Below are 26,929 nucleotides of genomic sequence, written 5' to 3' on the forward strand. Positions count from 1 at the left end.
CCGTGGTTCGGCGCCCTTTAGACATTTTAGGCCATGACAGACATCATCGCTCCCATCGAAAGCCGGCCGTCGCGGCAGGCCCAGGAACCTCCAGTCCCGCTTTATCCCTTCGCCCGACGAGTGCGGGGTTGGCTGGGCTGGGCGTTCGTTTTCGGCTTGCTGGCCTGGAGTTGGGCTCCGGCCGAAATGTTCCGTGTGTCGGCGCTGTTCACCGACTGGCGCAATATGGCCGAGTTCGGCAGCGCCTTTCTCCATCCGAATTTTCGCGAATGGGATCAGTACATCAGCGACATGGTGGTGACCATCCAGATCGCGATCTGGGGCACCGCCCTGGCAGTCGTGTTTGGCATTCCGTTCTCAATTCTGTGTTCCGCCAATATCTGTCCGCCTTGGATAGTACAGCCAGTTCGTCGGTTGATGGATTCCTGCCGCGCCATCAATGAGATCGTGTTCGCGTTACTGTTCGTTGTGGCGGTGGGCTTAGGCCCATTCGCTGGCGTGATGGCGTTGTTCGTTCACAATCTCGGCGTGTTCGCGAAGTTGTTTTCCGAAGCGGTCGAAGCGGTCGATCCGCGGCCAGTGGAAGGCATTCGCGTGACCGGTGCGGTGCGCGTGCAGGAGGTGATCTTCGGTGTCATTCCTCAGGTGCTGCCGCTGTGGAGCTCGCTTACCCTCTACCGGCTTGAGACTAACGTCCGCTCGGCGACGACACTTGGCATTGTCGGAGCCGGTGGCATCGGCCAGACCCTGTATGAAAGCATCCGGAGTTTTCAGTACGCCGATACGGCCGCGCAAATCATTATCGTGGTCGTGACGGTGATGGTGCTCGATCTCATCAGCGCCTGGATCCGCAAAGTGCTGGTATGATCGTACGCCTCGTCGACTAGACTAGGCTGACGAGACGGTGCTGCAGCGCTCGGCGTCGTGGCGAAGGCGAATAGCCCCTTACAAATCCATCGATGAAGGGCAATCGATCGGATTTGCAACAAGCTTCGCTTCTGCGATTGCCAGATCGCGCGGTCGTCTAATCGCCGCTATTGACCATTCTCGATTAGAAACTCGACACGCTCCGCGGCGAAGCGCGCGCGTTTCGTTACCAGCGGTTTGCCGTCGGTATCGACATCGGTACTATCGACCACGAGAACGGGACGCCCGAGCGCGAGATCGAGCCTTGCGGCGTCGGAGGCGTCCACGATGGTGGCGGTGACGCGGGTTGAGGCGCGGCGGTAATCGCGAACGCCGTAATGCGCAAGCAGTTTGGTCATTGAGCGTACGTTGGCGAAGACCGCTCCGGCGCCCGGAAAGCGATCGGCGGAAAGCCAATTGGTGCTGACGCAGATCGGAGTGCGGTCAGCGAGCCGCACCGATTCGATCCGGACCAGCGGTGCGCCGGTCTTCAGTCCGAGCTCACGGGCCAGTTCGCGCGTCGCGGGCTCTTCGGAGGCATCGATCAATTGGCCGCGCGGCTCGCGGCCGCCGGCGCCGACGATCTCCGAAAACCGCGTCCGCGAGCGCAAGGGATAGGCGAGGCGCTGCGCCTCGACATAGGTGCCGCTGCCGCGTTCGGCGCGCACCAGGCCGCGTTCGGCAAGCGCAGCCAGGGCACGCCGCACGGTGTGGCGGTTGACCCGATAGGTATCGGCGATCTCGATCTCGCCCGGCAGCTTTTCGCCCGCAGCAAAGCGGCCGTCGGCAATGCCGCGCTCGATACCGTCGGCGACCTGCCGCCACAAGGCGACGCCGGAACTCTCCTGCAGGCTCATGGCGTGGTGATACCAGAAATTATCCGTTTGTCACGAAACAGTCATGGCGCTCCGTTATCAAGTTGTCTATTATCATAGACAACTTGATTCAGGCAAGGTTGCTCATGGGATTGACCGGGCGGAACAGCAGAGAGGCGCAGCGCAAGGCCGCGATGGCGGTGCTGGCGCATTCCGAGGCCGGCGACATTGCGGGCCATCTCGCGGCGATCGCGGTACCTGCGCACGAGAACCTGCGCGAGCCGGAGAATGGCCTTGTGATGGTGCGCGGCCGCATGGGCGGCGACGGTGCGCCGTTCAATCTCGGCGAGGCCACGGTGTCGCGCGCGGCGGTGCGTCTTGCGACCGGCGAGGTCGGCTTCGGCTACGTGCTCGGCCGCGACAGGCAGAAGGCGCAGATGATCGCGCTGTGCGACGCCATGGTGCAGTCGACGGAGCTTTCGGGCGAGGTCGAGACCAAGGTGATCGGGCCGTTGCGCGCCGCCATGATCGCCGATCGCAGCCGCAAGGCGGCCGAGGCTGCGGCGACGCGGGTCGATTTCTATACCATGGTGCGCGGCGAGGGGTGATGCGATGACGACGGTTGCAGAATTGCCCGCAGGGTTTGCCGACAAGGTGTTGTCGGCGCAGTCGACCTTCCGCGCCGTGATGGATGCGATGGCGCGTCCCGGCAGCGCGCAACGGGTCACGGCGTCTGTCGGCGCGCCAGCCGGGATGATGCGCGGCGCGGCCGCCATCGCGCTGACGCTGTTCGATCACGACACGCCGATCTGGCTCGATGCCGCGATGTCGGCCACCCCTGATGTGGCGAAGTGGCTTAAGTTCCATGCCAGTGCGCCGGTGGTCGCGGATTCCTCGATCGCCAGCTTCGCCCTGGTCGGCGACGCCAAGAATCTGCCGGCGCTCGATCGCTTCGCGTTCGGCAGCAACGAATATCCTGACAGGTCGACGACGCTGATCCTGCAGGTCGAGAGCCTGACGCAGGGGCCTACATTCGAGGTGAAGGGGCCGGGCATCGACGGTACGGCGCTGCTGCAGGCGACGCTCCAGCCGCGCGACCTCTTTCGGCGGCTCACCATCAACGAAGCCCTGTTCCCGCGTGGCATCGATGTCGTGCTGGTCCATGACGACTTGATTGTCGCAATCCCCCGAACCACGCGGCTGGTCGCAAGCGGAGCATAGCCCATGTATGTAGCCGTCAAAGGAGGCGAACGCGCCATTGAGAACGCCCACCGCCTGCTGGCGCATGAGCGGCGTGGCGACCGTGATGTGCCCGAACTCTCGCTGGCGCAAATTGCCGGGCAGCTCTCGCTCGGCGTCGATCGCGTCATGACCGAAGGCTCGCTCTACGACCGCGAGCTGGCGGCGCTCGCGATCAAGCAGGCGCGCGGCGACCTGATCGAGGCGATCTTCCTGGTTCGGGCCTTCCGCGCCACGCTGCCTCGTTTTGGCGCGACCGAGCCGGTCAACACCGGCGAGATGCAGGTGCGCCGGCGCATCTCCTCGACCTTTAAGGATATTCCGGGCGGCCAGATCCTGGGGCCGACGTTCGATTATACCCATCGCTTGCTGGACCCGCAGCTTGCGGACGGCTTTGTGCCGGAGCAGCCGGCGACGTCGGAGGCAACGCAGGCGGCAACGCCGCGCGTCACCGACATTCTCGGTCGCGATGGCTTGATCGAGCCTTCGCCGGCAGCGGATGCCGGCGCGCCGGTCGGCGATCTCACGCGCGAGCCGCTGAGTTTTCCGGCCGACCGCGATCTGCGGCTGCAAAATCTTGCGCGTGCCGACGAGGGGTTCCTGCTGGCGCTCGGCTACTCCTCGCAGCGCGGCTATGGCCGCAACCATCCCTTTGCCGGCGAAATCCGCTTCGGCGAGGTGGAGGTGGAATTCTACGCCGAGGATGCGGGCTTTGCTGTCCCGCTCGGCTCGATCGCGCTGACCGAGTGCCAGATGGTCAACCAGTTCAAGGGATCGGCGACCGAAGCGCCGTGTTTTACGCGCGGCTACGGCCTGGCCTTCGGACAAAGCGAGCGCAAGACCATGTCGATGGCGTTGGTCGATCGCAGCCTGCGCGCCCGCGAGCTGGGCGAGGAAGTGATCGCTCCGGCACAGGACGAGGAATTCGTGATGTCGCACTCGGACAATGTCCAGGCGACCGGCTTCGTCGAGCATCTCAAGCTGCCGCATTACGTCGACTTTCAGTCCGAGCTTGGTCTGTTGCGCAAGCTGCGCAAGGAGTTCGCCGAGGCCAATGAGGCGCCGGACATGCAGGAGGCCGCGGAATGAACGCGCCAGCTTACAATTTCGCCTATCTCGACGAACAAACAAAGCGGATGATCCGCCGCGCGATCCTGAAGGCGATCGCGATTCCGGGCTATCAGGTGCCGTTCGCCAGCCGCGAGATGCCGATGCCCTATGGCTGGGGCACCGGCGGCGTGCAGGTGACGGCGGCGATCCTCGGACCCCAGGATGTGCTGAAGGTGATCGACCAGGGTTCGGACGACACCACCAACGCGATCTCGATCCGGAAATTCTTCGGCAAGACCGCGGGCGTCGCAACGACGACCGTTACGTCGGACGCCACCGTGATCCAGACCCGGCATCGGATTCCCGAAGCGCCGCTGCATGCCGGGCAGGTGCTGGTCTATCAGGTGCCGATCCCCGAGCCGCTGCGGTTCCTGGAGCCGCGCGAGACCGAGACGCGGCGGATGCATGCGCTGGCCGAATATGGCCTGATGCACGTCAAGCTGTATGAGGACATTGCGCGCTTCGGCCATATCGCGACCTCCTACGCCTATCCGGTGAAGGTGAATGCACGCTATGTGATGGATCCGTCGCCGACGCCGAAATTCGACAATCCGAAGATGGACAATTGCCCGGCGCTGCAATTGTTCGGCGCAGGGCGCGAAAAGCGCATCTACGCGATTCCGCCGCACACCCACGTGGTGTCGCTCGACTTCGAGGATCACCCGTTCACGCGCTATCGGTTCGACGCGCCTTGCGCGCTGTGCGGCGCCGGCGATTCCTATCTTGACGAGATCGTCACCGACGACAAGGGCGGCCGAATGTTCGTCTGCTCGGATACCGATTATTGCGAGTCTCGCCAGTTGGCCGGCCATCGCGGCAGCGAGAGTGCGGCGCCGCACAAGGAGAGGGCGCATGGCTGAGCCGCAAGACCCCATGCAAGACGACCAGCCGCTTCTGGTCGCCGAAAACGTTGGCAAGAACTATGGCCGGTTGACCGCCTGCCGCGACGTATCGTTTGCGCTCTATCCCGGCGAGGTGCTGGCTGTCGTCGGCGAGTCCGGTTCGGGCAAGTCCACGCTGCTGCAACTGTTGTCCGCGCAGCTCGCGCCGAGCGCCGGGCGGGTGTCATACCGGATGCGGGACGGCGTGTTGCGCGATCTCGCCAGCCTCGGGGAGGCCGAGCGCCGCTTCTTGTTCCGTACGGATTGGGGCTATGTGCACCAGGACGCCGCGCAGGGCCTGCGCATGGCGGTCTCGGCCGGCGCCAATGTCGGCGAACGGCTGATGGCGGTGGGCTGGAATCACTATGGTCGCATCCGCGATACCGCCTCGTCCTGGCTGGAGCGCGTCGAAATCGATACCGCGCGTATCGACGACGCGCCGCGCACCTATTCCGGCGGCATGCGGCAACGGTTGCAGATCGCGCGCAATCTGGTCACCGAGCCGCGGCTGGTGTTCATGGACGAGCCGACCGGCGGGCTCGACGTGTCGGTGCAGGCGCGGCTACTCGATCTGATGCGCAATCTCGTCAGCGAGCTCGGCCTTGCCGCCATCGTCGTCACCCATGACCTCGCTGTGGCCCGGCTGTTGTCGCACCGCGTGATGGTGATGAAGGGTGGGCACGTCATCGAAACCGGCCTGACCGACCAGGTGCTCGACGACCCCCGCGAGCCCTATACCCAACTCCTCGTTTCCTCGATTTTGCCGGCATGAGCACGCCAATGACTGCGATGATCGACATCACCAGCGCCGAAAAGACCTTTACCATGCATCTGCAGGGCGGCGTCGAGCTGCCCGTGGTGCGCGGCGTCTCGTTTCAGGTCGAGCCAGGCGAATGCGTGGTGTTGTCGGGCCCTTCCGGCGCCGGCAAATCCTCGATCCTGAAAATGATCTTTGGCAATTACCGCTGCGATGGCGGCCGGATCGGCATCCGGCATCAGGGCACGGTGATCGATCTTGCTGCGGCCGAACCGCGGCAGGTGCTCAGCGTGCGCCGCACGACCATCGGCTATGTCAGCCAGTTCTTGCGGGCGGTGCCGCGGGTCGCCACCATCGACGTGGTGGCGGAGCCGCTGATCGCGAACGGAATTGCACGCGCGGAAGCCCGCGAGAAGGCGGGCGCGCTGCTGCGCCGCCTCAACATTCCCGAGCGGCTGTGGGCACTGCCGCCATCGACGTTCTCCGGCGGCGAGCAGCAGCGCGTCAACATCGCGCGCGGTTTCATTTCCGATCTGCCAATTCTGCTGCTGGACGAACCGACCGCCTCGCTCGACGCGGCCAATCGCGCTGTAGTCGTTGAGTTGATTGAACAGAAGAAACGACAGCGCGTCGCGATGGTGGCGATCGTCCATGACGATGAAATTCGCCATCTGATCGCCGACCGCATCGTCGACGTGACATCGTTCGCCGCCGCGGCATGAAGGAAGATGTGAGATGACTTCGAAGCACGAAACCATCCTCGGCAATGCCCGCCTCGTACTGGCCGATCGCGTGATCGAGCACGGCTGGATCGCTTTCGCAGATGGCCGCATCGCCGAATATGGCGAGGGCACTGCGCCGTCAGGCAGCGAGGACGCCGGCGGCGACCTGATCATGCCAGGCCTGATCGAGCTCCACACCGACCATCTCGAAATGCACTATGTGCCGCGCCCGAAAGTATTTTGGGATCCGATCGCGGCGGTAGTTTCCTATGACGGACAGTTGGCCACCTCGGGCATCACCACGGTTCTGGATTCGCTCCGGGTCTGGCGCGAGGACGGCGCCGAGGACGTTGACGGCAGGGCAGGCGTGCTCGCGGGTGCGATCACGGCGGCGCGTGAGGCAAACCTGCTGCGCGCAGAACACTTCCTGCATCTGCGCTGCGAAATTCCGATGCCAAGCGTCGTCGAGGAAGCCAAGGAGCTGATCGGCCGGCCGGACGTGCGGCTGATGTCGCTGATGGACCATACGCCGGGTCAGCGCCAGTTCCGCGACGAGGTCAAGCTCCGCGATTATTACCGCGGCAAGGGCGGCGGCATGACCGACGCCGAGCTCGATGTACTGTTCGAGAAGCGCTTTGCCTATCAGAAGGCCTATGCCGCGACCAACATGCGCGAAATCGTGGCGCTTGCCCATCGATATGAAATTCCGCTCGCCAGCCACGACGACACCACTGAGGAAAATGTCGCCGATGCGATCCAGGATCGCGTTTCCGTCGCTGAGTTTCCGACCACGATGGAAGCCGCGCGCGGGCTGCATCAGGCCGGCATCGGCATCCTGATGGGCGCGCCGAACGTGGTCCGCGGCGGCTCGCATTCCGGCAACATCGCCGCCATCGATCTCGCCCGCGAGGGACTGTTGGACATCCTGTCGTCCGACTACATCCCTTCCAGCCTTTTGATGGCAGCCCTGCAGTTGCCGCAGCATGTGCCGGCGATCGATCTTGCCTGCGCCGTCCGCACCGTCACCAAGACACCAGCCGAGGCCGTGGGCCTTGCGGACCGTGGCGAGATCGCAGCCGGCAAGCGGGCCGATGTGATCCGGGTGCATGTCGCCCGCAACATTCCGGTGGTGCGCAGCGTCTGGCGGGAAGGGTGGCGCGTGGCATGACGGAAATCTTGACAACCACAGCGCCGGGCCAGGCCGCCGCAATCGGGCCGGGCCGTTTGATCCTGGTGGTCGGTCCGAGCGGCGCCGGCAAGGATACGCTGCTCGGCCTCGCCACGGCCGCCTGCGCCGATGACAGCAAAATTGTGTTTCCACGCCGCGTGATTACGCGCGAGGCGTCGGCGTCGGAAGAAAACGAACAGGTCAGCGCCGGAACGTTCCGGGAGGCGCTGGCGCGTGGCGAATACGCCATGCATTGGGAAGCCCACGGCCATTGCTACGCACTGTCGCGCGCGATCGACAACGAAATCCGCGCCGGGCGAACCATCGTTGCCAATGTATCGCGCACCGTGATTGGCGCGATGCGCCGCGCCTATGCCGACGTGGTGGTGGTTTCGATCACGGCCCCGCCAAACGTTCTGGCCGAGCGGCTGGCGATGCGGCAGCGGAGCAGCGACGGCAGGCTCGAAGCCCGCTTGGGTCGCACGGTGGAGGATGCGGCCGCGCCCGACGTTACCATCGTCAATACCGGCAGTGCCGAATATCATGCCCGCCAGCTCGTCCGCGTCATCAAGGCCGAGAAATGGGACGATCGACGGGAGAGCTAAAGTGACTGTTATCGCGACCATCGAGCAGCTCGAGGCCATCTACGGCTTTCCCAACGATGCCTCGACCGTCAAGGTCGCGGACAGGATCACGCCAGCCTATCGGGCGTTGATGGACAAATCGCCGTTCGCAGCGCTCGCGACCTGCGGACCCGAGGGGCTGGACTGCTCGCCGCGCGGCGACCTGCCGGGCTTCGTTCGCATCCACGATGAGAAAACGCTGATGATGCCGGATCGCCGCGGCAACAACCGTTGCGATTCGCTGCGCAATATCGTGCGCGATCCGCGGGTGGCGCTGTTGTTTCTCATCCCGGGCTCGGGCAGCACGCTGCGCATCAACGGTCGCGCACACGTCTCCGCCGATCCGGAACTGCTCGCGTCGTTCAAGATGGAGGGCAAGGCGCCGCGCACCGTCATCGTCATGACGGTCGAAGAGGTTTACTTCCAATGCGCGCGCGCCATCGTGCGTTCCGATCTCTGGAATCCCGACAAGCGCGTCGACCCTAGATGCTTGCCGACGCCCGGCCAGATCCTTGCCGAGATGAGCGACAACACCGTCGGTGGCGAGAAGTACGATCGGGAATGGCCGGAGCGCGCGCGGCAGACCATGTGGTGATGCGCTGATGGTCGTCGCTGATCATCCTGCCGGCACATGCGGGCAGGTCATGGATCGCGGCTTGCTGCCGCGCCTGTCGATGGGCACGTTGCAATTGTCGATCCGTTGCTCGTCCATCCACTTTTTTCCCAGGCGCTCTTTTCCGGTCAGCGATGACCCGTCAGCCGGCAGGGCGGTTTCCGCATTCGGTGTGGTTTGGCCAGGCTGCCTTTCCTGCGCAAGCACTCCCGATGCAAAGCACAGCGCGAAAAGAAAACTGATCAACCCTCGGTGAATCGGTTCCATCGGATTGTCCTCATCAGAAATCCATGCGTCAGATTAAACATGTCGATATTTACGTAGCCACCCGGAACCTGCGGACAACGGGTCGGTTGCCTCTCATCGTGTTGCGCGCTTCACAAGAAAAGGAAGGAGAGACAGATGAAAATGAAACGGCTCATTCTTGCTGGTTGCTCGATCCTGGTCTTGAGCTCCGGCGCAGCACTTGCTGGTCCTTGCGAGACGGGACGCGCGGCCAACCTGAAGGATGCTGGCTCCGGACCGGCCAAGATGGGCGACAGCCAGACAACGGGTATGGCTGGCAGCACCGATCAACATCCGCCGACCGATAAGATGAATCGAGCGGCGGGAGACACTGCTGCATCTTCACAAGATACGCAGCGGCAGATGCAAGGCGAACCGACGGCGGCACAGCAGGCTGAAGGTGCCAAGGCCGACAAGGTCACAGAGGCTGACAAGGACTGCTGAAGATACGTATCGACCCTGGTCGTCATACTGCTTCAGCAGACAAGCGCGGATGAATAATAGAAGGTCGTTCGAACTGTGATTGGACGAACCCTCGCGGTGCAAGCGTCGATGCGGCGCCCTCATCCGCAGGGTTTGTCCAAGAGGGAAGTAGGCTTGCCCAAGAGCGAACTTCTTCCTTCGGAGATGGTGCGCATAGTGCGACCTTCGACCTTCCGTACTTGCGCTCTGTCCACGGTGACCCTAGTTTTCATCCCGGCACGAAGGTCGTGCCAGCACTGCTTGGGAGGACCCTGATGAGTTGGAAGACTCCGAAGATCGTCGAAGTGTCGGTGGGCATGGAAATCAACATGTACGCCTGCGCGGCGCGTAAATAGGCGCGTCGAAGCGGTCTGCCCGGCTCCGGCAACAGCATGTTGCTGCGGGCCGGGTAGGCTGTTCAACTACCGCGAAGTCGCCTGTTGCTTGCACCAAGCGTGAGCCCGCGGATCCTGCCAAAGCCAGCGGGATCTCCCGTAGGCGGCCGACGGTGCTGATCCCAGTTTCTCCACTGCTCCACCTGCGTTCTGTGTCTTCCCATGGCTCGCGGAAGATTGCCGCATCATGCTAGGGTATGCTCGGCCCGCACCGCCGGGAATCACCCGTTCAACCCCATGACCCGCTGAATGCGAACGTCTATGCGTGCAAGGACCTTCCAGGCGGCGGTCGTGTCCTTTGCTGCGCTGCTGCCGGCTTGTGGCTATGCCGAGGGCATCGACACCGAGCATCTGTTCGGCTTTATGATCGGGACCGATGTCGGCAATGTCGGCGAACGGGAGTTTCAGAGCGAGACGACCGGGCGCTTCGGCAGGAACGGGGGTACTTACCGGGCGGTCGGCCAGGAATTTGAACTGGAGTTTGTGCCGGCCCGGAATTTTAGAATCGAGGTGGGAAGCACGTTTGCGTCGCATCTGATCAGTGGCGTGCCGGGCATTGACGACCAGCGCGGGCTGTCATGGCAGGGTGGGTCGATCGATTTGCGCTACCGCTTTCTCGATCGGGAAACGGCACCATTCGGAGTTACGTTCGCGACGGAAGCGCACGTGCATCGTGTCGAGGAGACGACCGCCGAAGCGGTCCGGAGTTTCGGGACTGAATTCAGGCTGGCGTTCGATCGCGAGCTCGTACCGAACCGCGTCGTCGCAGCGTTCAACCTGATCTACGAACCAGAGTGGACACGATTGATCGGCAGTGGCGCGATGGAGCGGGAGTCTACCGCCGGCACGGCGCTTGGCGTCATGGCGCAGTTGCTTCCCGGTTTCTTGCTAGGTGGAGAGGCGCGTTACCTGCGAAAATATGAGGGGATCAGTCTGGAAAAACTCGCAGGGCAGGCGTTGTTTGTCGGTCCGACCGCATATTTCCAGTTGTCGAAAAGTTCGCGGCTGACCGCGAGCTGGAGCTTGCAAGCGTGGGGGCGTCCGGTGGGGTCGACTGCCGGTCTTGATCTCGTCAATTTCGAACGTCACCAGGCGCGGCTGGTATTTGGCGTCAATTTTTAGGGCTGGCGGCTGCGCGCGCGGCCCGAGTTCCGGCTTTTTCACGAGGTAGTGAAACCTCGGGCCGCCTATTGCCGTAGCTCTTTGCGTTAATCTGTTCGGGAACAATGCAAGGGATATTAGATATGACTCCAATAGATTTGGTCGTGACCGTTTGTGCGGTGCTCTCGCCCACCACTTGCGAGGAAACCCATTTGGTCTTTTCTTCAAATGCTTCGTTGCAGCAATGTGCCATGAACGCGCAGCCCTACATCGCGCAGTGGATTGGCGAACACCCGAAATGGACCGCGGTCAAGTGGCGCTGCGAATATCCAGGCACCAATCGAAAGGCATCCAGCGACGCCGTGTGGTCGGCGGGCTGAATGGTCGTCCAGCGGCGGCTATTTGTTACAATCCTTTAAATCCTTGTCGGCGATGGAAAACACGGCGTCAGCCTTGATTTCGACGTCGCGAACGAAGCAGTGCTTTGAGCCGCGATAGCCGACCTTGGCATCATAACGTCCCGGCTCCACGCCCGTGATGCGCAGGCGTTCGTCGTGGTCGACTTCTTTGTCCTTGTCGTTCAGGGTGAGGTTGGGACCCCAGTCGTTCTTGCCGGGCGGGGAAAGCTGAAACTCGGAAATGGTCGCCGTCGTAAGATTCCACAACCGGATGCCTTTTCCCTGCGCGGCCACCTCGTTGGCGCTCGTTGACAGCAGTGCCACCAAAGCCAGTATCCATCGCATCGGTCATCCTTTCGTCGCGGGGCGCCCGGAGCCGTCATTGCCTGATCAGACGGTCTCGATTTTTGATTTTATCGAAGTTTCTTGCCCGATCGAGACCGATCGGGGCGATCAACCGGGCCGTATCGAGATCGGCACCCTCGAAATCGGTATCGACGACGGTGATGCCGGTCAGGTCGGCTCCGCCCAGTTGGGCACTCTTGAGAGAAGCGCCGGTGAGGTCGCCGCTCTTCAGCACCGCAAATTCGAGATCGACGCGAGACAGATCGGCGCCGCGCGCGTTCAGGCGTTCCAGATTGGCCGATTTCAGCACCGCGCGCATCAGGCCCATCGATTGGTTGCGCATGTCGGCACCGAGATTTGCGCCCGCGATCGAAGCGCCGACGAGGCTCGCACCGGTGAGGTCGGCAGCGACGCGTGCTCCCGAAAGGTCGGCGCCGTCGAGGCGGGCGCGAGCCATCTGCGAAGCGAACAGATTTGCGTTCCTGAGGCTTGCGCCGGTCAGGTCGGCTTCGACCAGCCATGCCTGGTCGAGGATTGCGCGGTCGAGCCTGGCGCCGGCGAGCTTTGTCTTGTTGAGCCGGGCCGCGCGGAAAGTTGCGCCGGACAGGTTGAGTCCCGACAGGTCCAGGCCGGATAATCTCTTCCCGGTGAAATCGGCGGGCGCGGCGATGGTCGCTGCGGCGAGCGCGGCCTCGACCTCTCCGCGGGTCAATTCGGCCGAGACCATATCGGGCGACGACAGGTCAATATGACGCATCATGTCCTGGGCTGTTGCCGTCATCGCGACAAGAGCAAGACCGAGTGCTGCAGTTCCGATCGAGCGTTTCATCGTCAACCCCAACCGATCACGCATCCTAGCACCGGCCTAAGGCACTGCCTATGACCCATCCTGCTTGGTGGGACAGCCATCGATCCGCCGCATGATTTCCGATTTGATTGCGGCGATCTCGACCTCTCCGCGTGCGCTTCGCGGCGTGCGGATAGGCAGGTCCGCGAGAACCCGGGCCGGGCGCGGCGACAGCAGGATCACGCGATCGCCGAGACGAACCGCGTCGTCTACATCATGGGTGACCAGCAGCGTTATCACGGAGCGACCGTCCATCAACATGGCGATCTCATCGCGCAGGCGGCTCGCAAGAGCGGCATCGAGCGAGGCTAGCGGTTCGTCGAGAATGAGCAACTCCGGCTCAATAGCGAACGCGCGGGCGAGCGCAACGCGCCGCGCGAGGCCGAGCGATAACTCGCCGGGAAAATGGTTGCGATGTGCCTTCAGCTCCAGAATTTCGAAGAGTGCTGAAAGCTTCGGTTCATCGGCAAGAGGCGCGGCAAGTCGCACATTCTCCTCGACCGACCGCCACGGCAGCAGCCGCGGCTCTTGGAACACGAAGCCGATCCGCGCGCCGGCGGGTCGAGAGACGCGCCCTTGAAAGTCGGGGTCGAGACCGGCGAGGATCCGAAGCATCGTACTCTTGCCGCAGCCGGACGGGCCGACCAATACACCAACCTCTCCTGCATTAAGCGCAAAGGCGACGCCCGCGATCACGTCGTGCTGTTCGCCCGCCGCGCTCTTGAACGTTTTGCTGGTGATTTCGACCTCAAGCCGCACGGGGACGCCACCGGGATGACCGGGCCTCGAACGGCTGCACCAACAAGGTTTCAATGAGGAGCACGACTGCGGCGAAGCTCAGCGAGTAGGCAAGCAACAGCGGAATGTCGAATAGCTGGAACGCCACGCCGATCTCGAAACCAACACCGTTTGGACGTCCAAGCAATTCCGCAACAAGTACGATCTTCCAGACCAGGGAAAGTCCTGATCGGGCGGCGGCTGCGATGTAGGGCGCCAGTTGCGGCAAAATGACGTGTCGAAACCTGCTCCAGTGGGGCAACGCGAACACCGTCGCCATTTCGTCCAGCGCCGCGTCGAGGGCACGTGCTCCCTCGCGCAGCGTAACGATGGCGGTCGGGAGCTTGTTGATGGCGATTGCCGCAATTGCAGCGACTTCAGTCAATCCGGCCCAGATGTAGGCGAGCACGATGACCACAAGCGCCGGCAGATTGAGCAGCAGGATCAGCCAGGGGTCTCCAAGCCGATCGGCAAGCCGCACCCGGCCCATCAGGTATCCAATGGCTGCGCCCAGCGCCATCGCCAGCGTGAAGGCGAGCGCAACGCGCGCTAATGTCGCGCCGAGATGGAAGAACAGGTTGCCCGACCTGGCTTCCGCGATCATGGCCGTGAGCACGGTGGGCGGAGGTGGCAGCTTCGCGTCACCGGCAAACAGCGAAGCGATCCACCAGATTGCGACGAACACGGCGAATGACAGCAGGCGAGCCACCTCAATCTCCCGGGATCGCGTGATAGAATGTTCCGGCATCCAGTTCAGGCGCTGGCCCGACAAGTTCACGACCGCCTATTTCAGCCAGCACGCGGTAGAGAACGCGTGCGTCGGCTTCCTCGTCGGCGATCGGGCGACGCGGAATTCCCTCTCGATAGCGATTACGATAGGCGCGCAACGTTGCGGCGTCGGGAGCGCCGGTCAGTGGCGCGATTTTCTCCCACTCGGCATCCGAGGTCGACAGAATCTCCTTCGCCGCGCGGGTCATGGCGATGAAGCGGGCAATTTTGTCCTGGTTTGTGTTCGCCCATGTTTCGTCGAAGACGTAGCCGAGCATCGCAGTGCGGCCTTTGGCGCCCAGTTTCGGCAGCAGGTCCTCGATGCCGGCGATGCGGCGGAAGCCTTTTGCTTCCAGTGCCGCACAGAAATTCCAGTAGTTCACGGTCGCATCCATTTCGCCGCTGAGCGTCTTGGCTGCCAATAGCGGCGGTGCGCCGTAAGCGATTGTTGCGTCGGACTTCAGGTCGATGCCGCCCTGTTTCAACCATGCCAAAAGCAGCAGCCAATTCTTGTCGATCGGCCCGCCCGCGACGGCGAGCTTTCGGCCTTTGAGATCGGCCAAGGTCTCGATCGGGGATGAGGCAGGGACCATCACGGCGCCGAGCGCGCTCGAATAGGGATAGAATGTCAGCTTGGCGCCAAGCCCGCGTTCGCGCGACACCCAAAGCCAGTCGGTGACCACAATGTCGGCATTCCCGGCGCGAAGCGCAATCTTGCCCGCCTCGGGGCTCGCCAGTTCGAGAACCTGGACCGAAAGGTTGGCCTGCTTGTCGAGGCCGTGCGCGCGGATCACTGCAAGTTCCCAGGCGAATGTTCCGGTCTTCTGTACCGCAACGCGTAAGGCCTCGGCGCCGCAGCACGTGCCGAGCGAGACCAAGACAATCGTAGCGAGCAGCGTGCGAACAAAATGCGTCATGGCGCCTTGAGCCGTATCCTTGAACGTCTGCTTTTCAGCGCGCCAGTCATAGCATAGCTTCCACGGTTAACAGCGGGAGGAAGACGATGACGCTTGTCGGATGGGTACGACGTATTGTCGCCACGTTGACAGCGCTGATGACGATTGCGGTGGTCGCGCACGCTCAGGACATCAATGATTATCCGACATCGGCGCGCGTCGAATATGTTTTCGGGTGCCTGAAGGCAAATGGCGAGACGCGGCAGGCGATCGAGCAATGTTCCTGTTCGGTCGACGTCGTGGCTTCACTCTTGCCCTACGAGCGCTATGTCACGGCCGAAACCGTGCTCAGTATGTCGCAGGTCCGGAGCGATCTGGGCGGCCCGTTCCGCACGTCGGAGCAGGCGGCAAGCGCACTCAACGAGCTTAGGCGAGCCCAGGCCGAAGCGGAGGTCCGTTGCTTCTGAATGCGAAGCGGCCGCCGCTTCGAAGACGCGTCCAGGGGCAGAGTGGCATCCGTGTCCCGGACGCGGTGCGCGCTGGTGACATGGGCCCCGCTCTGCAGCGCATCACTCCGTGTTGCGCTGCGTCCGGGGCACGAGAGAAACGGCTGACGCCTGATGGTCGGTATCAAGTCCCTGAATTATCTACCTTCCATTCGCGCTGGAAGACGTGCCCCTCGGTGTCCTTTGCCTCGGCGCGGAAACGTTTCGCACCATTGGAGACGTAGGTGAACCTGATATTGGGGTCTTCTGAAATGGAAATGCCGCCTTCCATCGTCAACACCAGGCTGTCGTCCTGCCAGAGCCGCAGTTCATTGATGAAGAAGGCCGGGACATAGAGGTGCGTGACCTGGTCCATCTGCAGGCCGGAATTGCTGGGATGGCCGATCATGATCTGGGCTTCGCGCGCGCCACCGGCCGGCCCTTCGCCGGCCTTTGCGAACTGCCGATAGCGCATCTGGCCCAGCCTGGCCTTGGCTTCGTCGGCGTTCTTGGCCGCAGGCGCCGAACAGCCGCCGGAGGCCTTCACATAGGTTTTAGTCATGTAAAGTTTGCCGTCGCTGAGTTCGGCCACCGCATGGACATCGGTGTAATTGTTGACGCGGACGCGGGTGGAGATTTCCGAGACGTTGGCGTCCGGTCCAAGCTGGAACTTCGCCGCCATCGGCGCGGGATTCTGGTCGATGACCAGCGTAATGCTCAGCACCTGCCGGCTATCGCCGGGCGAAAGCTTCGTTCGCAAAGTGACCGGGACGATTGCGGCATCCTCGGCACGCGACGGCATTTCGATGCCGATCACGTCGCTGCCATCGTTCATCGGACGATTGTTGAAGATGTCCTGCACCAGTCCGGGCCAGAGATCATTTGCCTCTGCCGCGAGCGCCATCGGTGCGCCGCAGAGTAGCAAACCAACGACGCCGAAGAGGCGGAACAGATATCCGGACATGGTCACGACCTTCGCGCGGATGGAAGCAACGCACGCAATATAGGGCAATGCGCATGCTATTCCCATTCAATTTCGGAGAATGCTGCAGTTGCGTTGCGGGCGTTGAAGTCGTCGAACAATTCCCACCGGGATCGCTCGGAGCTTGCTGCAGTACCCGCTGCTGCCCCTATCGGTTCGCCGCGGGTGATGAGCCCGCGTATATCCGAGGCCAGCGTTTCGAGATAACGACGCTGGTCGGCGAGGGCGGCCGGCCATCCGCTCACGGGACCGTGACCGGGAACCACGCGCTCCGCAGGCAAGGCGCCGAGCTCACCGATGACGGACAGCCAGCCGCGGATGCTGCCGTCCAGCACAGGCGTGTGGGTGAGAAACACGAGGTCGCCCGCGAACAGGGTGCCGGTCTTTTCATCCAGCACCGTGAGATCGCAATCGCTGTGCGCGGCAGGCCACGCCCGTACGGTGAGGATTCGTCCGCCGAGATTGAGCTGGAGCGTGCCGCTGACGAGCAGCGTCGGCGGCACGATGCGTATTTCGTCGATCAATTGATCACCCATCGTGCGGCGAAATGCGTCGAGATAGAATTGACCGCGCGCCGCCAGCGCGCGCGGCAGGTTCGCGTGGCCGACAAACGTTGTTCCGTCCTGCACGAAAGCGCCGTTGCCGAAGATGTGGTCGGGGTGGCCGTGCGTATTGATGACGTAGCGGATCGGCTTGTCTGTCCGGGCGCGAATGGCCGCCAGCAATTGCCGTCCCTCGCGAAGGCTGCCGCCCGTATCTATCACCGCGACGGCATCCTGGCCAACGATGAACCCGACATTGGCGATCGCGCCAGCGTTCTCGCGCGTCATCTGCGCGGTTTGGCCGTTGTGTACGAATACGCCATCCGCAATGGAGTTGACGGGCAGCTCCTGTTCCTGCGCGAAAGAAGCGGTGATTGTCGCGCTCATCGCGAGCGCGGCAAGGATCCATGCGGGCTGAGCCATAATTCGGCCTTCGTCTCTCCACCAAGCGCAGCCGGTAATTCAACGTTTCATTGCGGCTGCGTTTGCGTCGCAGCACGGGCGGCGATTTCGCCAGGATTATTCCTGTTGCGCGCCCCAATTGACAAGCATAGCATTTTGCTTGTCTGCGGCTTCAACGGAACTCTGTTCGTCGAGGTTGCCGATATCTTTTGCGAGTTGGCAACAATAGCGAGCCGGAAGTGCAGCAGCTTTCCATGACATGCGCCAGACAGAAGCGCTGGCTGGCGATCTCAACCTTGGTGATGCTCGCGGTTTTCTTCGGGCGCGATGCTGATGTTGCGCGCGCGCAGATCAAAGAAGGCGGCGATCTGTCGATTGAGCTCGTCGATCCCAAGGTGCTGCGCGTCTGCGCCGACCCGCACAATTTGCCGTTTTCCAACGACAAGGGCGAGGGATTCGAGAACAAGCTCGCCGAACTGTTCGCCGAGAAGCTGAACAAAAAGCTGGATTATATGTACTTCCCGCAGGCGACGGGCTTCGTCCGGATGACGCTTGGCGCCCATCGTTGCGATGTCATCATGGGCTTCCCACAGGGAGATGACCTGGTCCAGGGCACCAATCCCTATTACCGCACCGCCTACGCGCTGGTCGCCAAGAAGGGCAGCGGCCTCGACGAAGTGACCACGCTGGAAGACGAGCGTCTCAAGGGCAAGCATATCGGCATCGTGGCCGGAACACCGCCTGCCACGAATATGGCGGTCAACGGCCTGATGGCGAATGCCAGACCGTATCAGTTGATGGTCGATACCCGTTTGGATTCGTCAGCGGAGGCCATGATAGCCGACCTAAAGTCCGGTAAGATCGACGCCGGCATTCTCTGGGGGCCGATGGCGGGCTTCTATGCGAAGAGGGCGGACCCGCCGCTCCATGTCACGCCCCTCGTGAAGGAAAAGTCAGGCCCTCGATTGGCGTACCGTATCGGCATGGGAGTGCGTGCCGCCGACCAGAACTGGAAGCGGCAGCTCAATCGCCTGATCCAGGAAAACCAGCCGGCCGTCAACAAGATACTGCTGGACTTCGGCGTTCCCTTGCTCGACGAGAATGACCGGCCGATCGGCGCGGAGACGGCAACCAAAACGCCATGAGAGCAGCGCTCGCAGGCCTGATCCTTGCGACATTCCCATTCATCGTCTCGACCTTCGCGCAGGAGAGGCCTCCCGAGCCCGACGGGTATCGCATGGGAGACTACCGTGCGCCGGTTCCCGCGACCCTTGCCGGTGTGCGTGTGCTGACCACCGCAGAGGCCGAGGCGATCTGGCGCGCCGAGGCCGGCGCATTCATCGACGTCATGCCTCGCGCGCCGAAGCCGCAAAATCTTCCCGAAGGCACCATCTGGCGCGACAAGCCGCGGCTCAACATTCCCGGCAGCGTGTGGCTGCCGGACACCGGCTACGGAAGGCTCGCAGCCGTAACGGAAGACTATCTGCAGCGCGGGCTTGTCCGCGCGACGGCAGGCAACAATGCCGCGCTGGTGGTGGTCTACTGCGTTGCCGATTGCTGGATGTCCTGGAACGCGGCCAAGCGCATCCTCACTTACGGCTATTCCAACGTGGCGTGGTACCCTGACGGGACCGATGGCTGGGAACGGGCCGGTCTGGCGCTGGTGGAGTCGCAACCGGAGCCGCGGACAGGCGAGGAGATCGCATCGCCGCGTTAGCGACTACTCGATCTCCTGCTGAATCGTCCGCCCGAGGGCGAACAGCCGCTGGTCGATCGCCGTCGGGACCTCGCAGACGAATTTGATGACGTTCCGCCGGTCTTCGAAGATGCGCGTTTGCCAGACGAGCTGATTGCCGAGCTCGTCGATCTTCGCCTGGTCGGGCGGCGTTTCGCCCTGCAGCGCCTGCAAGGCCAGCGTGTCGGCGCGGATCTTATCTGCCGCTTCGCGCTGTTTGCGGGTGACGCGCTCCAAGCCGTTCATAACCTGGGAGCGTTGGGCATTGAGGGATTCGAACAGGCCGGCAAACAGCAGTTTCCCGCTTGCGGTCTTGTCGGCTGCACCGTTCAGATATTCCGTGATTGCCTTTTGCGCCTCCTCGAGCGGGGTCCGCCTCGCCGCGAGCTTCGCAACCAGCGCGCTGACCTTGGCATCGTCCTTCCACTTGCCGGAGACGTCGTCGAGCGGCGGGCCTGCCCAAACCGCGGCGACGGATATCTCGGGCACCTTGGCCTGCGTGCACGGCCAGTTCGGATAGCGCGGATCGGCGGCATGGCCGTGTCCGCTCATGGCCGTAATGGCGAGGAGCATGGCGATCGCGATCCGGTATTTCATGTCTCGCCTCCGGCCGGGCCGCGGCGGATCAGGCCGCGCGATGGATCGTAGGCGAGGATGGCGCCGATCATGAAGGCGATCGTGCAGCCTCCGACCACCGCGAGCGCGATCCAGTTCATTTGCCCATACAGCGCAAAACGAATCAGCTCCACGGCATGCGTGAACGGATTGAACAGGCAGACATAGTAGAGCATCGGGCTGCTCTCCAGGATGCGCCACAGCGGATAGAGCGCCGAGGAAGCAAAGAACATCGGAAAGATGACAAAGTTCATCACGCCCGCAAAGTTCTCGAGCTGTTTGATGCCGGACGAGATCAGCATGCCCAACGCGCCGAGCATCAGGCCTGAGAGGACCAGCGCCGGCAGCACCGTAAGATAGCCGGTCGGGGGCGCTGCGATATCCCAGAACCAGGCGATCAGCAGGAAGGCATAGACCTGAAGCAGCGAGACCGCGGTTCCCGCCAGAAGCTTGCAGGACAGGAGGAACCATCGCGGCAGCGGGCTCACCAGCAAGGTCCGCATATTGCCCATTTCGCGGTCGTAGACCATGGAAAGCGAGGACTGCATGCCGTTGAAGAGCTGGATCATCGCCATCAGCCCGGGCGCGATATAGACCTCGTAAAGAATGTAGGTCTCATATGGGGGGATGATGGAGAGGCCGAGCACCTGACGGAAGCCGGCGGCGAAGATGAACAGCCACACCAGGGGCCGCACCAGCGCCGAGATGAAGCGTTCGCGCTGGTGCAGGAAGCGAAGCGCCTCGCGCCACACGATGCCGTTCAGGCAGATCAGATATTCGGCCGCCGAGAAGCCGCGCTGGATTGGCGTCATGGCTGTCGATGTCATGACGTTGAACTCCCGCTCTGAGCGGTGGAGCCGGTCAGCCGCATGAACGCCGTGTTGATATCGCTGCCGCCCGCATCGGCGATGACCCGCGCCACTTTGCCCTGGGCCAATACGCGGCCCTGATGCAGCACGACGAGATCGTCGTTCGAACCGATCTCGTCGAACAGATGTGTCGCCCAAAGCACGCTTATTCCCTGTTCGGCAACGAGCTGCCGAACGTGATTGAGGATGTCGGCGCGCGCCTTGACGTCGAGGCCGACGGTTGCCTCGTCGAGCAGGAGCAGGCGCGGGCGATGCAGCAGCGCCCGCGCGATTTCCAATCGTCGCATCTGGCCGCCGGAGAGATCGCGCACCTTGCTGCCGGCGCGGTCGGCAAGGCCGATGCGCGCCAGCACCTCACCGCTGCGCGCGCGGGCATCGCGCCTGCCGATGCCGTGCAAGGCGGCGTGATAAAGCAGATTCTGCGTCACCGAGAGGTCGAGATCGAGCGTGCGGGGCTGAAACACCACGCCGAGCAGCCGCAAGGCTTCGCCGGGTGTCTGCGCGACGTCATGGCCGAAAATCCCGATACGTCCGTGCTGGATTCCGAACAGCCGCGTGATCAGCGAGAACAGGGTGCTCTTGCCGGCGCCGTTCAGGCCGAGCAACGCGGTGAAACTTGCCGGCGCGACGGAAAAGCCGATCTCGATCAGCGCGCGCCGGGTGCCATAGGCATGGCTGACGCCTTCGATCGACAGCGCAGGCATCTCCACGGCATCGGGCCGGGGAGGGAAGCCTTGCGTGCTCTGACCGGCGGAAAAGGCGTCAGTGGCCGTCATGGTTGTGCAATCGTCATACCCCAGGGCAGTTCGCCGACCTGGATCGTCTTGATGACCTTTTGGGCTGCGACATCGATCACCGAGACGTCGTTCGATACGCCATTGGTGGTCAGTAGATATTTCTCGTCGGGCGTGAATGCGAGGTGCCAGACACGCTGGCCCACCAGTAGATATTTGGTGACCTTGTGGCTAACGGCGTCGACGACGGCGACGCGATTGGCCGGGCCGAGTGCGACGAAAGCGGTCTTGCCGTCCTTGGTCATGCCGATGCCGACCGGCTGGATGGCTTCGCTTCGCAGGCCGGGAATTTCGAATGAAATCTTCTTCGTCACCTCCCGCTTGGCCGGGTCGATCACCGAAACGGTACCGCCGATCTCCGACGATACCCACACCTCGGAATTGTCACGTTTGAACTCGGCGAAGCGCGGGCGCGCATCGACCAGAACGTTGGCGACGATCTCGCGCGTTGTGGTGTCGATGAAATGCGCCATGTTGGTCGTCTCGGACGTATTGATCAGGATTTTGCCGTCCGGGCTGATCGCCATGCCTTCCGGTTCTACGCCGACCTGGATCTCGCCGAGACGGGCGCGCTTCTCGACGTCGATGATGGTCACCGTATTGTCGTTCTCATTGGCGACATAGAGAATCTTGCCATCGGCATCCAAGGCGAACAGCTCGGGGTCCGGGCCGGAGGGCAGGGAATCGACGACTTCCTGCTTCGCAACGTCGATGACCTGAATGCTGTCATCGTCGCCGACCGCGACGAACACAAACTTGCCGTCCCTGGTGAACTCGATGCCGCGTGGCCGCTGGCCGACCTTGATGGTCTTGGTGACGGTCCAACTGTTCGTATCGATCACCGATACGGTGTTGCTCTTCTCGTTGGACACATAGGCGATGAAGGCCGATGCAGGCGTCGCCGCCGCGAGCCAGGCAGCCACCCCAAAAAACAGGCAATGACGCCACATATGCAATCCATCCTCCTTCAATTCAGCTTGCATTTGGTTTCCGGCCGATCGACGCCAAGCGTGTCGAGCTCCGACACCTGATGCAGGAATCCCTCCTGCGGAGAAACCGAGACCACCATGCGTCCATCGACCAAAAGGATCGGCTGGCGAAGCTGCAAATTCCAGTCCCGCAGCGTCAACCGCCGGCCTTTGAACGCTGCAACGGAAAAGTCTTTCCCTCTAAGAAAATCCGACACCACCTTTGGGTCGCCGGACTTGGTGCGTGACGCAGCTTCACCGACCATGCGTGCTGCCGTCCAGGCCTGCATGTCCAATGCGGTCATCTGTCGCGAGTTCAGTTTGGCGAACCGGTTCTGAATCTGGATCGCGCCCCACTGATCCTGCGCGGCGTGCCAACTGGTCGGAACGAGGCCCGCCGAGCCGGCAACCGGGCGCGGATCCCAGGTGCGGTAGGGTAGGTAGGACGCGAACACCTCGCTTTCGTCGGCTGCCACGAGGACGTCATAGGCCGGTGCTTGCTGGGTGAATACCGGAATTTGCCGCTGGATCAGGGTGACGCCACTGTCTGTGCGGCGCGCGCCGCCGGTATCGTCAAAGGTTCGCTCCTGAACGATCTTGGCGCCAAAGCGCGTGGCCGCGCGCCGCAGTGCGTCGGCGTAGAGCTTGTCCTGATCATGCGAGCCGACCACGAGCAACCAGCGCTTCCATTGCTTCCACACCAGATATTGCCCGAGCGCATCCGCAAGCATCGAGCGCGTCGGCGCGACATGGATCACGTTGGCGCGGCAATCCTGCTCGCGCAGGCGGTCGTCGATTGCTCCGGCATTCAACAGCAACGTCCCACGTTCGCGAAGCGCGTTGGCGGCCTTCAGCAAGTCGTCTGCCGGAAGGTCGGCAATGATGAAGCCGGTGCGCTCGGCAAGCGCCGCGGCAGTCTTCGCGACGTCCTCATCGTCCTTGAGTCGGACCTCTTCCAGCGTGAAGCGCTGATTGAGGAACTTACCCGTGGTGTTGTTGTCCTCGATGGCAAGGCGTGCGCCGGCAAGCCCATCATTCTCCGCCGGCAGTTCGACGAGGGACAATTTCGCCTTGATGCCGGCTCGGCCAAGATAGCCGACGCCGATCTCGATGGGGGCGGCCGCGAGCACCGAGGTAGCTGCAATGATCAAGCCGATCGCAGCGACCAAGCATCGGATCATGGCTTCTCCCTGACAGGTCTTCTCGACTTGGTATGGAAGACCTTTGGCTTTGAACCATGACCGAATTGTCTGGGCTTGCAACTCAATTCTGTTGCGCCGACTTCGCGTCGTGTCAGCCCTTCAGGCGTGCGGCGTGCCAACGCAGATGATCGGCCATGAATGTGGAGATGAAGTAGTAGCTGTGGTCGTAGCCAGGCTGTCGGCGCAAGGTGAGGGGGATTTTGGCTCTCTCGCAGGTGCCTTGCAGCAGCTCCGGGCGGAGCTGTTCAGTCAGAAACTGATCGGCATCGCCATAGTCGACCAGCAGATCGGGTAATCTGGCGCCGTCCTCGATCAGGGCAACCGCATCGTGCTTGCGCCATGCTTGCCGGTCGCTACCGAGATAACCGCCGAGCGCCTTGATGCCCCATGGCACCTGTGAGGGAGCGACAATCGGCGCAAAGGCACTGGCAGCGCGGTAGCGGCCGGGATGGCGCAGGGCGATCGTCAGTGCGCCGTGGCCGCCCATGGAATGGCCAAGAATGGATTGCCGGCTTGCATCGACAGGAAAGCTTTCGGCGACCAGTTTGGGCAGTTCCTCCGTGACATAGCTCCACATGCGGTAATTGCGGGCGAACGGCTCCTGCGTCGCATCGACATAGAAGCCGGCGCCAAGCCCGAAATCGTAGGCATTGGCTGGATCGCCCGGCACGCCTTCGCCGCGCGGGCTGGTGTCGGGCGCAACGAAGATCAGGCCGAGCTCGGCGCAGGCGCTGCGGAATTCGCCCTTTTCCGTCACGTTGGCGTGGGTGCAGGTCAGTCCTGAGAGATACCAGACGACCGGCAGCCTGGTGCCCGCGGCGTGCGGAGGCACATACACCGAGAACGTCATGTCGGTCCGGGTTTCGCGGCTGGCGTGCCGGTAGACGCCTTGCGTTCCGCCATATGCCTTGTTCAGTGAAACCGTCTGCATGCTCATGGCCTTGCTACTCCGGCGCTGTGCGGCAGGCTTACGCCAATGCCACTTTCGATTGCCAGCCGCACCAGTTCGGCGGAAGTTCGCACGCCGAGCTTTTGGCGCATGATCGAGGATGTGTTGGCAACGGTTTTGTACGAGGAATGAACCAGCCACGCGATCTCGGAAAGACTCTTGCCCGCGCTAAGCAGGCGCAGGATCTCCATCTCCCGCGAGGTGAGTTTTGCAAGCGGACTGCGAGCGAAAGCCGGTCCGGCGAATGCGATGCTTCGCGCAATCGCGGAGGGCAGGTAGACCCCGCCCTTGCCGACTTCGCGGATGGCCTCGACCAGATCCTGCGGATCGCCCGTCTTCGCGACATAGCCTTTGGCGCCGATCTCGATGGCTCGCGCGGCGAAGACCGGATCGTCGTTCATGCTGAACATGATGATTCGTGCCGACGCAGTTCGCGCAAGAATGCGCCGCGCCAGTTCAAACCCCGAGACGGTCGGAAGGTTGATATCGATCACGCAGATGTCGGGACGTTCGGCGACGAATACGCGTTCGCCGCTCTCCGCGTCGGCGGCCTCCAACAGCACGACCTCCGGTTCGTCGGCAAACACGGTGCGGCAGCCCGAAGCAACGATGGGATGATCGTCGACGATCAGTACTCGCATGGCATCGATCCCCGATAGCTGCTTCGATTGCGTTGCTGCATCGCGTCAAGCTGCATAGACATCGGCGCGAGCCCGGTCATGCAACGCCGACACGATTGCTGTACGCTTCAATCTGATCGTCGGTTTTTCGACTGTCAACGGTCCTCTCGACGGGGAACGGATTGCGACGCGATTGGGGCAAACCTCATGTGGCAAAAATTATCGTTGCGCGGGCGGATCAATTTGCTGCTGGCGCTGGGGCTCACGCTTGGCCTGGCGATCAATATCGCGCGGCTGGTGGTCGAAGCGGCGCCCCGTGTCCGGGCCGAAGATCAAAGCGTCATCCGGCTGGCACGCGAATTCGTGGAGACGATCGTTCCCGGCCTGAACGAGGCGGCAGATCCGGAGGCGCGGCTGAACCAGATCGTCCACGACCTCAGCAGGCTCCGTCACGTCAGTATCACACGGCAAGGCGATGCGACCGTGGCCGAGCGCTCGGGCGATGGCGGCGACGAACGATCGCCGCCGGCATGGTTCATCGCGCTCGTGCATCCGGAGACGACCACCGTAAGCGTACCGATCACGATCCACGGAAAGCCGCAGTCGCTCCTGATCACCTCGCATCCAAACGACGAAATGGCCGAAATCTGGGACGGAATCGTCACCCAGCTGGCGGTTAGTTCCGCGCTCGCCATCGCGCTCTTTCTGGTTACGATAGTCGTGGTTGGCCGCGCGCTGGCGCCGCTGCAGGCGCTTTCGCAGACCATGGCAAACATCGAGGCCGGGCACTATGGATCACGCGTCGAGCCCGGCGGCACGCCCGAACTGGCGGCGATCTGTGCCAAGCTGAACCACCTCGCGGGCGCCCTTGGCGAAGCTGTCGAGGACAAGCGGCGGCTCGCCGAGCGCACGGTCTCGCTGCAGGATATGGAACGCAAGGAGATTGCGCGCGAGCTGCATGACGAGTTTGGGCCCTATCTCTTTACGCTGCGTGCCCACGCCGGCGCCCTGATGCGGCTAGCGGAAGATGGGCGCGCGCCGAGCGCGGATGCGTTACGCAAGCATGGCACCGCAATCATGGAGCAGATCAACGCGCTCCAGCAGTTCAACCGCAGGATACTGGAAAAGCTGAAGCCCGTTGGACTTGCAGAGCTTGGATTGCGCGAGGCGCTCGGCGTGCTCTTGCGTTTGTGGCGTGAATCCCGTCCCGACGTAACCATCGACGCGAACATCGCCTGCGCTCCAGGCGAGACCGGAGAAGTCGCGGACTTGACGGTTTACCGCATCGTTCAGGAAGCATTGACGAATGCCTTCCGCCACGCTGAGGCGACCGCCGTCAGCGTCACGGTGGAACACGCTGCGGGAATGCAGGGAAATCGCGCCTGCGCCTTGGTGCGCGTCAGCGACAACGGCCGCGGTTTGGCGCCGGATCACAAACTCGGTTTCGGCTTGATCGGCATGCGCGAGAGAATACTGGCGCTGGGCGGTACGCTGAATGTCGTCTCCGGCAACGGAGGCCTCACGGTAGAGGCGATAGTTCCCCACGGATCGCACTGAGGCGGCGAAGCGATAGGCGGGAATTTTTCCCGGTTTCTTCGGGAAGGAGGACATTTGGGAAGCCCGACCTTTTGCGGCTAGCGCGTGTCGATGTCTTCTCA

Annotated in this window: 34 protein-coding genes; 18 read left to right on the forward strand and 16 right to left on the reverse strand. The window is 62.7% G+C overall.

Annotated features, from left to right (window positions below):
* The first annotated feature begins 33 nt into the window (after positions 1-33).
* Positions 34-867: a phosphonate ABC transporter, permease protein PhnE gene (phnE, locus tag V1290_RS31970; protein WP_334368043.1), complete on the forward strand. Its 834-nt coding sequence runs from the start codon at positions 34-36 to the stop codon at positions 865-867.
* A gap of 167 nt (positions 868-1,034) precedes the next feature.
* On the opposite strand, the gene phnF is transcribed toward phnE, so the two are convergent.
* Complete coding sequence (gene phnF / locus V1290_RS31975; protein WP_334368044.1) at positions 1,035-1,763, reverse strand: phosphonate metabolism transcriptional regulator PhnF; 729 nt, start codon at positions 1,761-1,763, stop codon at positions 1,035-1,037.
* 104 nt (positions 1,764-1,867) lie between these two features.
* Here phnF and phnG point away from each other — a divergent pair, with 104 nt between their 5' ends.
* Genes phnG through V1290_RS32020 form a run of 9 tightly spaced genes read left to right on the forward strand, consistent with a single transcriptional unit; the run spans position 1,868 to position 8,816 of the window.
* Positions 1,868-2,329, forward strand: a complete 462-nt coding sequence (gene phnG, locus V1290_RS31980) for a phosphonate C-P lyase system protein PhnG (RefSeq protein WP_334368045.1) — start codon at positions 1,868-1,870, stop codon at positions 2,327-2,329.
* Between the two features lie 4 nt (positions 2,330-2,333).
* A complete protein-coding gene (gene phnH, locus V1290_RS31985) occupies positions 2,334-2,942 on the forward strand; it encodes a phosphonate C-P lyase system protein PhnH (RefSeq protein ID WP_334368046.1) in 609 nt (202 codons plus the stop codon).
* Between the two features lie 3 nt (positions 2,943-2,945).
* Positions 2,946-4,049, forward strand: a complete 1,104-nt coding sequence (locus tag V1290_RS31990) for a carbon-phosphorus lyase complex subunit PhnI (RefSeq protein ID WP_334368047.1) — start codon at positions 2,946-2,948, stop codon at positions 4,047-4,049.
* Positions 4,046-4,930, forward strand: coding sequence for an alpha-D-ribose 1-methylphosphonate 5-phosphate C-P-lyase PhnJ (locus V1290_RS31995; protein WP_334368048.1), 885 nt, complete (start codon positions 4,046-4,048; stop codon positions 4,928-4,930). Before V1290_RS31990 ends, V1290_RS31995 begins: the two co-directional genes overlap by 4 nt.
* Positions 4,923-5,723 carry a phosphonate C-P lyase system protein PhnK gene (gene phnK, locus V1290_RS32000; protein ID WP_334368049.1) on the forward strand — a complete coding sequence of 267 codons (801 nt, stop codon included), beginning with the start codon at positions 4,923-4,925 and terminating at the stop codon, positions 5,721-5,723. The genes V1290_RS31995 and phnK overlap by 8 nt, the downstream gene beginning before the upstream one ends.
* 8 nt (positions 5,724-5,731) lie before the next feature.
* On the forward strand, positions 5,732-6,430 hold the full coding sequence (gene phnL, locus V1290_RS32005) for a phosphonate C-P lyase system protein PhnL (protein ID WP_334368050.1): 699 nt from the start codon (positions 5,732-5,734) through the stop codon (positions 6,428-6,430).
* Positions 6,431-6,443: 13 nt separating this feature from the next.
* A complete protein-coding gene (locus V1290_RS32010) occupies positions 6,444-7,598 on the forward strand; it encodes an alpha-D-ribose 1-methylphosphonate 5-triphosphate diphosphatase (RefSeq protein ID WP_334368051.1) in 1,155 nt (384 codons plus the stop codon).
* Entirely contained in the window at positions 7,595-8,203 is a 609-nt protein-coding gene (gene phnN / locus V1290_RS32015) for a phosphonate metabolism protein/1,5-bisphosphokinase (PRPP-forming) PhnN (protein ID WP_334368052.1), read from the forward strand. Before V1290_RS32010 ends, phnN begins: the two co-directional genes overlap by 4 nt.
* A 1-nt stretch (position 8,204) precedes the next feature.
* On the forward strand, positions 8,205-8,816 hold the full coding sequence (locus V1290_RS32020; RefSeq protein ID WP_334368053.1) for a pyridoxamine 5'-phosphate oxidase family protein: 612 nt from the start codon (positions 8,205-8,207) through the stop codon (positions 8,814-8,816).
* A 21-nt stretch (positions 8,817-8,837) separates the two neighbouring features.
* Here V1290_RS32020 and V1290_RS32025 read toward each other — a convergent pair whose 3' ends face one another.
* On the reverse strand, positions 8,838-9,101 hold the full coding sequence (locus V1290_RS32025; protein WP_334368054.1) for a hypothetical protein: 264 nt from the start codon (positions 9,099-9,101) through the stop codon (positions 8,838-8,840).
* 135 nt (positions 9,102-9,236) lie between these two features.
* Here V1290_RS32025 and V1290_RS32030 point away from each other — a divergent pair, with 135 nt between their 5' ends.
* From V1290_RS32030 to V1290_RS32045, 4 genes are all read left to right on the forward strand, one after another.
* Positions 9,237-9,563 carry a hypothetical protein gene (locus V1290_RS32030; protein WP_334368055.1) on the forward strand — a complete coding sequence of 109 codons (327 nt, stop codon included), beginning with the start codon at positions 9,237-9,239 and terminating at the stop codon, positions 9,561-9,563.
* Positions 9,564-9,856: 293 nt separating this feature from the next.
* The gene (pqqA, locus tag V1290_RS32035; protein ID WP_035728097.1) at positions 9,857-9,937 is read left to right on the forward strand and encodes a pyrroloquinoline quinone precursor peptide PqqA; all 81 of its coding nucleotides are present in this window, start codon (positions 9,857-9,859) and stop codon (positions 9,935-9,937) included.
* Positions 9,938-10,237: 300 nt separating this feature from the next.
* The gene (locus V1290_RS32040) at positions 10,238-11,098 is read left to right on the forward strand and encodes a hypothetical protein (protein ID WP_334368056.1); all 861 of its coding nucleotides are present in this window, start codon (positions 10,238-10,240) and stop codon (positions 11,096-11,098) included.
* 122 nt (positions 11,099-11,220) lie between these two features.
* A complete protein-coding gene (locus V1290_RS32045) occupies positions 11,221-11,457 on the forward strand; it encodes a hypothetical protein (protein WP_334368057.1) in 237 nt (78 codons plus the stop codon).
* Positions 11,458-11,475: 18 nt separating this feature from the next.
* Here V1290_RS32045 and V1290_RS32050 read toward each other — a convergent pair whose 3' ends face one another.
* From V1290_RS32050 to V1290_RS32070, 5 genes are read right to left on the reverse strand one after another with little or no spacing between them, the layout of a single operon-like run.
* Positions 11,476-11,820 (reverse strand): hypothetical protein, encoded by a 345-nt coding sequence (locus V1290_RS32050; RefSeq protein WP_028350821.1) that lies wholly within the window; start codon positions 11,818-11,820, stop codon positions 11,476-11,478.
* Positions 11,821-11,854: 34 nt separating this feature from the next.
* Positions 11,855-12,649 carry a pentapeptide repeat-containing protein gene (locus tag V1290_RS32055; RefSeq protein WP_334368058.1) on the reverse strand — a complete coding sequence of 265 codons (795 nt, stop codon included), beginning with the start codon at positions 12,647-12,649 and terminating at the stop codon, positions 11,855-11,857.
* A gap of 48 nt (positions 12,650-12,697) precedes the next feature.
* A complete protein-coding gene (locus V1290_RS32060) occupies positions 12,698-13,426 on the reverse strand; it encodes an ABC transporter ATP-binding protein (RefSeq protein WP_334368059.1) in 729 nt (242 codons plus the stop codon).
* Positions 13,416-14,153: an ABC transporter permease gene (locus tag V1290_RS32065; RefSeq protein ID WP_334368060.1), complete on the reverse strand. Its 738-nt coding sequence runs from the start codon at positions 14,151-14,153 to the stop codon at positions 13,416-13,418. The genes V1290_RS32060 and V1290_RS32065 overlap by 11 nt, the downstream gene beginning before the upstream one ends.
* Position 14,154: 1 nt before the next feature.
* A complete protein-coding gene (locus V1290_RS32070) occupies positions 14,155-15,129 on the reverse strand; it encodes an ABC transporter substrate-binding protein (RefSeq protein WP_334368061.1) in 975 nt (324 codons plus the stop codon).
* Between the two features lie 86 nt (positions 15,130-15,215).
* On the opposite strand from V1290_RS32070, the gene V1290_RS32075 reads away from it, so the two are divergent.
* Positions 15,216-15,575: a hypothetical protein gene (locus tag V1290_RS32075; RefSeq protein WP_334368062.1), complete on the forward strand. Its 360-nt coding sequence runs from the start codon at positions 15,216-15,218 to the stop codon at positions 15,573-15,575.
* 163 nt (positions 15,576-15,738) lie between these two features.
* On the opposite strand, the gene V1290_RS32080 is transcribed toward V1290_RS32075, so the two are convergent.
* Together V1290_RS32080 and V1290_RS32085 are read right to left on the reverse strand one after the other, a co-directional pair.
* A complete protein-coding gene (locus V1290_RS32080; protein WP_334369239.1) occupies positions 15,739-16,557 on the reverse strand; it encodes a quinoprotein dehydrogenase-associated SoxYZ-like carrier in 819 nt (272 codons plus the stop codon).
* 56 nt (positions 16,558-16,613) lie between these two features.
* Positions 16,614-17,540: a quinoprotein relay system zinc metallohydrolase 2 gene (locus V1290_RS32085; protein WP_334368063.1), complete on the reverse strand. Its 927-nt coding sequence runs from the start codon at positions 17,538-17,540 to the stop codon at positions 16,614-16,616.
* Positions 17,541-17,821: 281 nt separating this feature from the next.
* On the opposite strand from V1290_RS32085, the gene V1290_RS32090 reads away from it, so the two are divergent.
* Together V1290_RS32090 and V1290_RS32095 are read left to right on the forward strand one after the other, a co-directional pair.
* Positions 17,822-18,664 (forward strand): substrate-binding domain-containing protein, encoded by an 843-nt coding sequence (locus tag V1290_RS32090; protein ID WP_442894152.1) that lies wholly within the window; start codon positions 17,822-17,824, stop codon positions 18,662-18,664.
* The gene (locus V1290_RS32095; protein ID WP_334368065.1) at positions 18,661-19,236 is read left to right on the forward strand and encodes a PQQ-dependent catabolism-associated CXXCW motif protein; all 576 of its coding nucleotides are present in this window, start codon (positions 18,661-18,663) and stop codon (positions 19,234-19,236) included. The genes V1290_RS32090 and V1290_RS32095 overlap by 4 nt, the downstream gene beginning before the upstream one ends.
* A 3-nt stretch (positions 19,237-19,239) precedes the next feature.
* Here the strand turns inward: V1290_RS32095 and V1290_RS32100 are convergent, their stop codons facing one another.
* The 7 genes from V1290_RS32100 to V1290_RS32130 form a co-directional block, all read right to left on the reverse strand.
* The gene (locus tag V1290_RS32100; protein ID WP_442895029.1) at positions 19,240-19,851 is read right to left on the reverse strand and encodes a hypothetical protein; all 612 of its coding nucleotides are present in this window, start codon (positions 19,849-19,851) and stop codon (positions 19,240-19,242) included.
* Positions 19,848-20,696 (reverse strand): ABC transporter permease, encoded by an 849-nt coding sequence (locus V1290_RS32105; RefSeq protein ID WP_213285361.1) that lies wholly within the window; start codon positions 20,694-20,696, stop codon positions 19,848-19,850. Before V1290_RS32105 ends, V1290_RS32100 begins: the two co-directional genes overlap by 4 nt.
* Entirely contained in the window at positions 20,693-21,442 is a 750-nt protein-coding gene (locus V1290_RS32110; RefSeq protein WP_334369242.1) for an ABC transporter ATP-binding protein, read from the reverse strand. The genes V1290_RS32105 and V1290_RS32110 overlap by 4 nt, the downstream gene beginning before the upstream one ends.
* A gap of 68 nt (positions 21,443-21,510) precedes the next feature.
* Entirely contained in the window at positions 21,511-22,515 is a 1,005-nt protein-coding gene (locus V1290_RS32115; protein ID WP_442893726.1) for a YVTN family beta-propeller repeat protein, read from the reverse strand.
* Positions 22,500-23,681: an ABC transporter substrate-binding protein gene (locus tag V1290_RS32120; protein WP_334368066.1), complete on the reverse strand. Its 1,182-nt coding sequence runs from the start codon at positions 23,679-23,681 to the stop codon at positions 22,500-22,502. Before V1290_RS32120 ends, V1290_RS32115 begins: the two co-directional genes overlap by 16 nt.
* Positions 23,682-23,793: 112 nt before the next feature.
* The gene (fghA, locus tag V1290_RS32125) at positions 23,794-24,639 is read right to left on the reverse strand and encodes an S-formylglutathione hydrolase (protein ID WP_334368067.1); all 846 of its coding nucleotides are present in this window, start codon (positions 24,637-24,639) and stop codon (positions 23,794-23,796) included.
* The gene (locus tag V1290_RS32130; RefSeq protein ID WP_334368068.1) at positions 24,636-25,292 is read right to left on the reverse strand and encodes a response regulator transcription factor; all 657 of its coding nucleotides are present in this window, start codon (positions 25,290-25,292) and stop codon (positions 24,636-24,638) included. Before V1290_RS32130 ends, fghA begins: the two co-directional genes overlap by 4 nt.
* Before the next feature lie 186 nt (positions 25,293-25,478).
* Here V1290_RS32130 and V1290_RS32135 point away from each other — a divergent pair, with 186 nt between their 5' ends.
* On the forward strand, positions 25,479-26,828 hold the full coding sequence (locus V1290_RS32135; protein ID WP_334368069.1) for a histidine kinase: 1,350 nt from the start codon (positions 25,479-25,481) through the stop codon (positions 26,826-26,828).
* The last annotated feature ends 101 nt before the right edge of the window (positions 26,829-26,929 follow it).

Origin of the sequence: Bradyrhizobium sp. AZCC 1578, from assembly GCF_036924675.1 — a bacterium.
Taxonomy (GTDB): Bacteria; Pseudomonadota; Alphaproteobacteria; order Rhizobiales; family Xanthobacteraceae; genus Bradyrhizobium.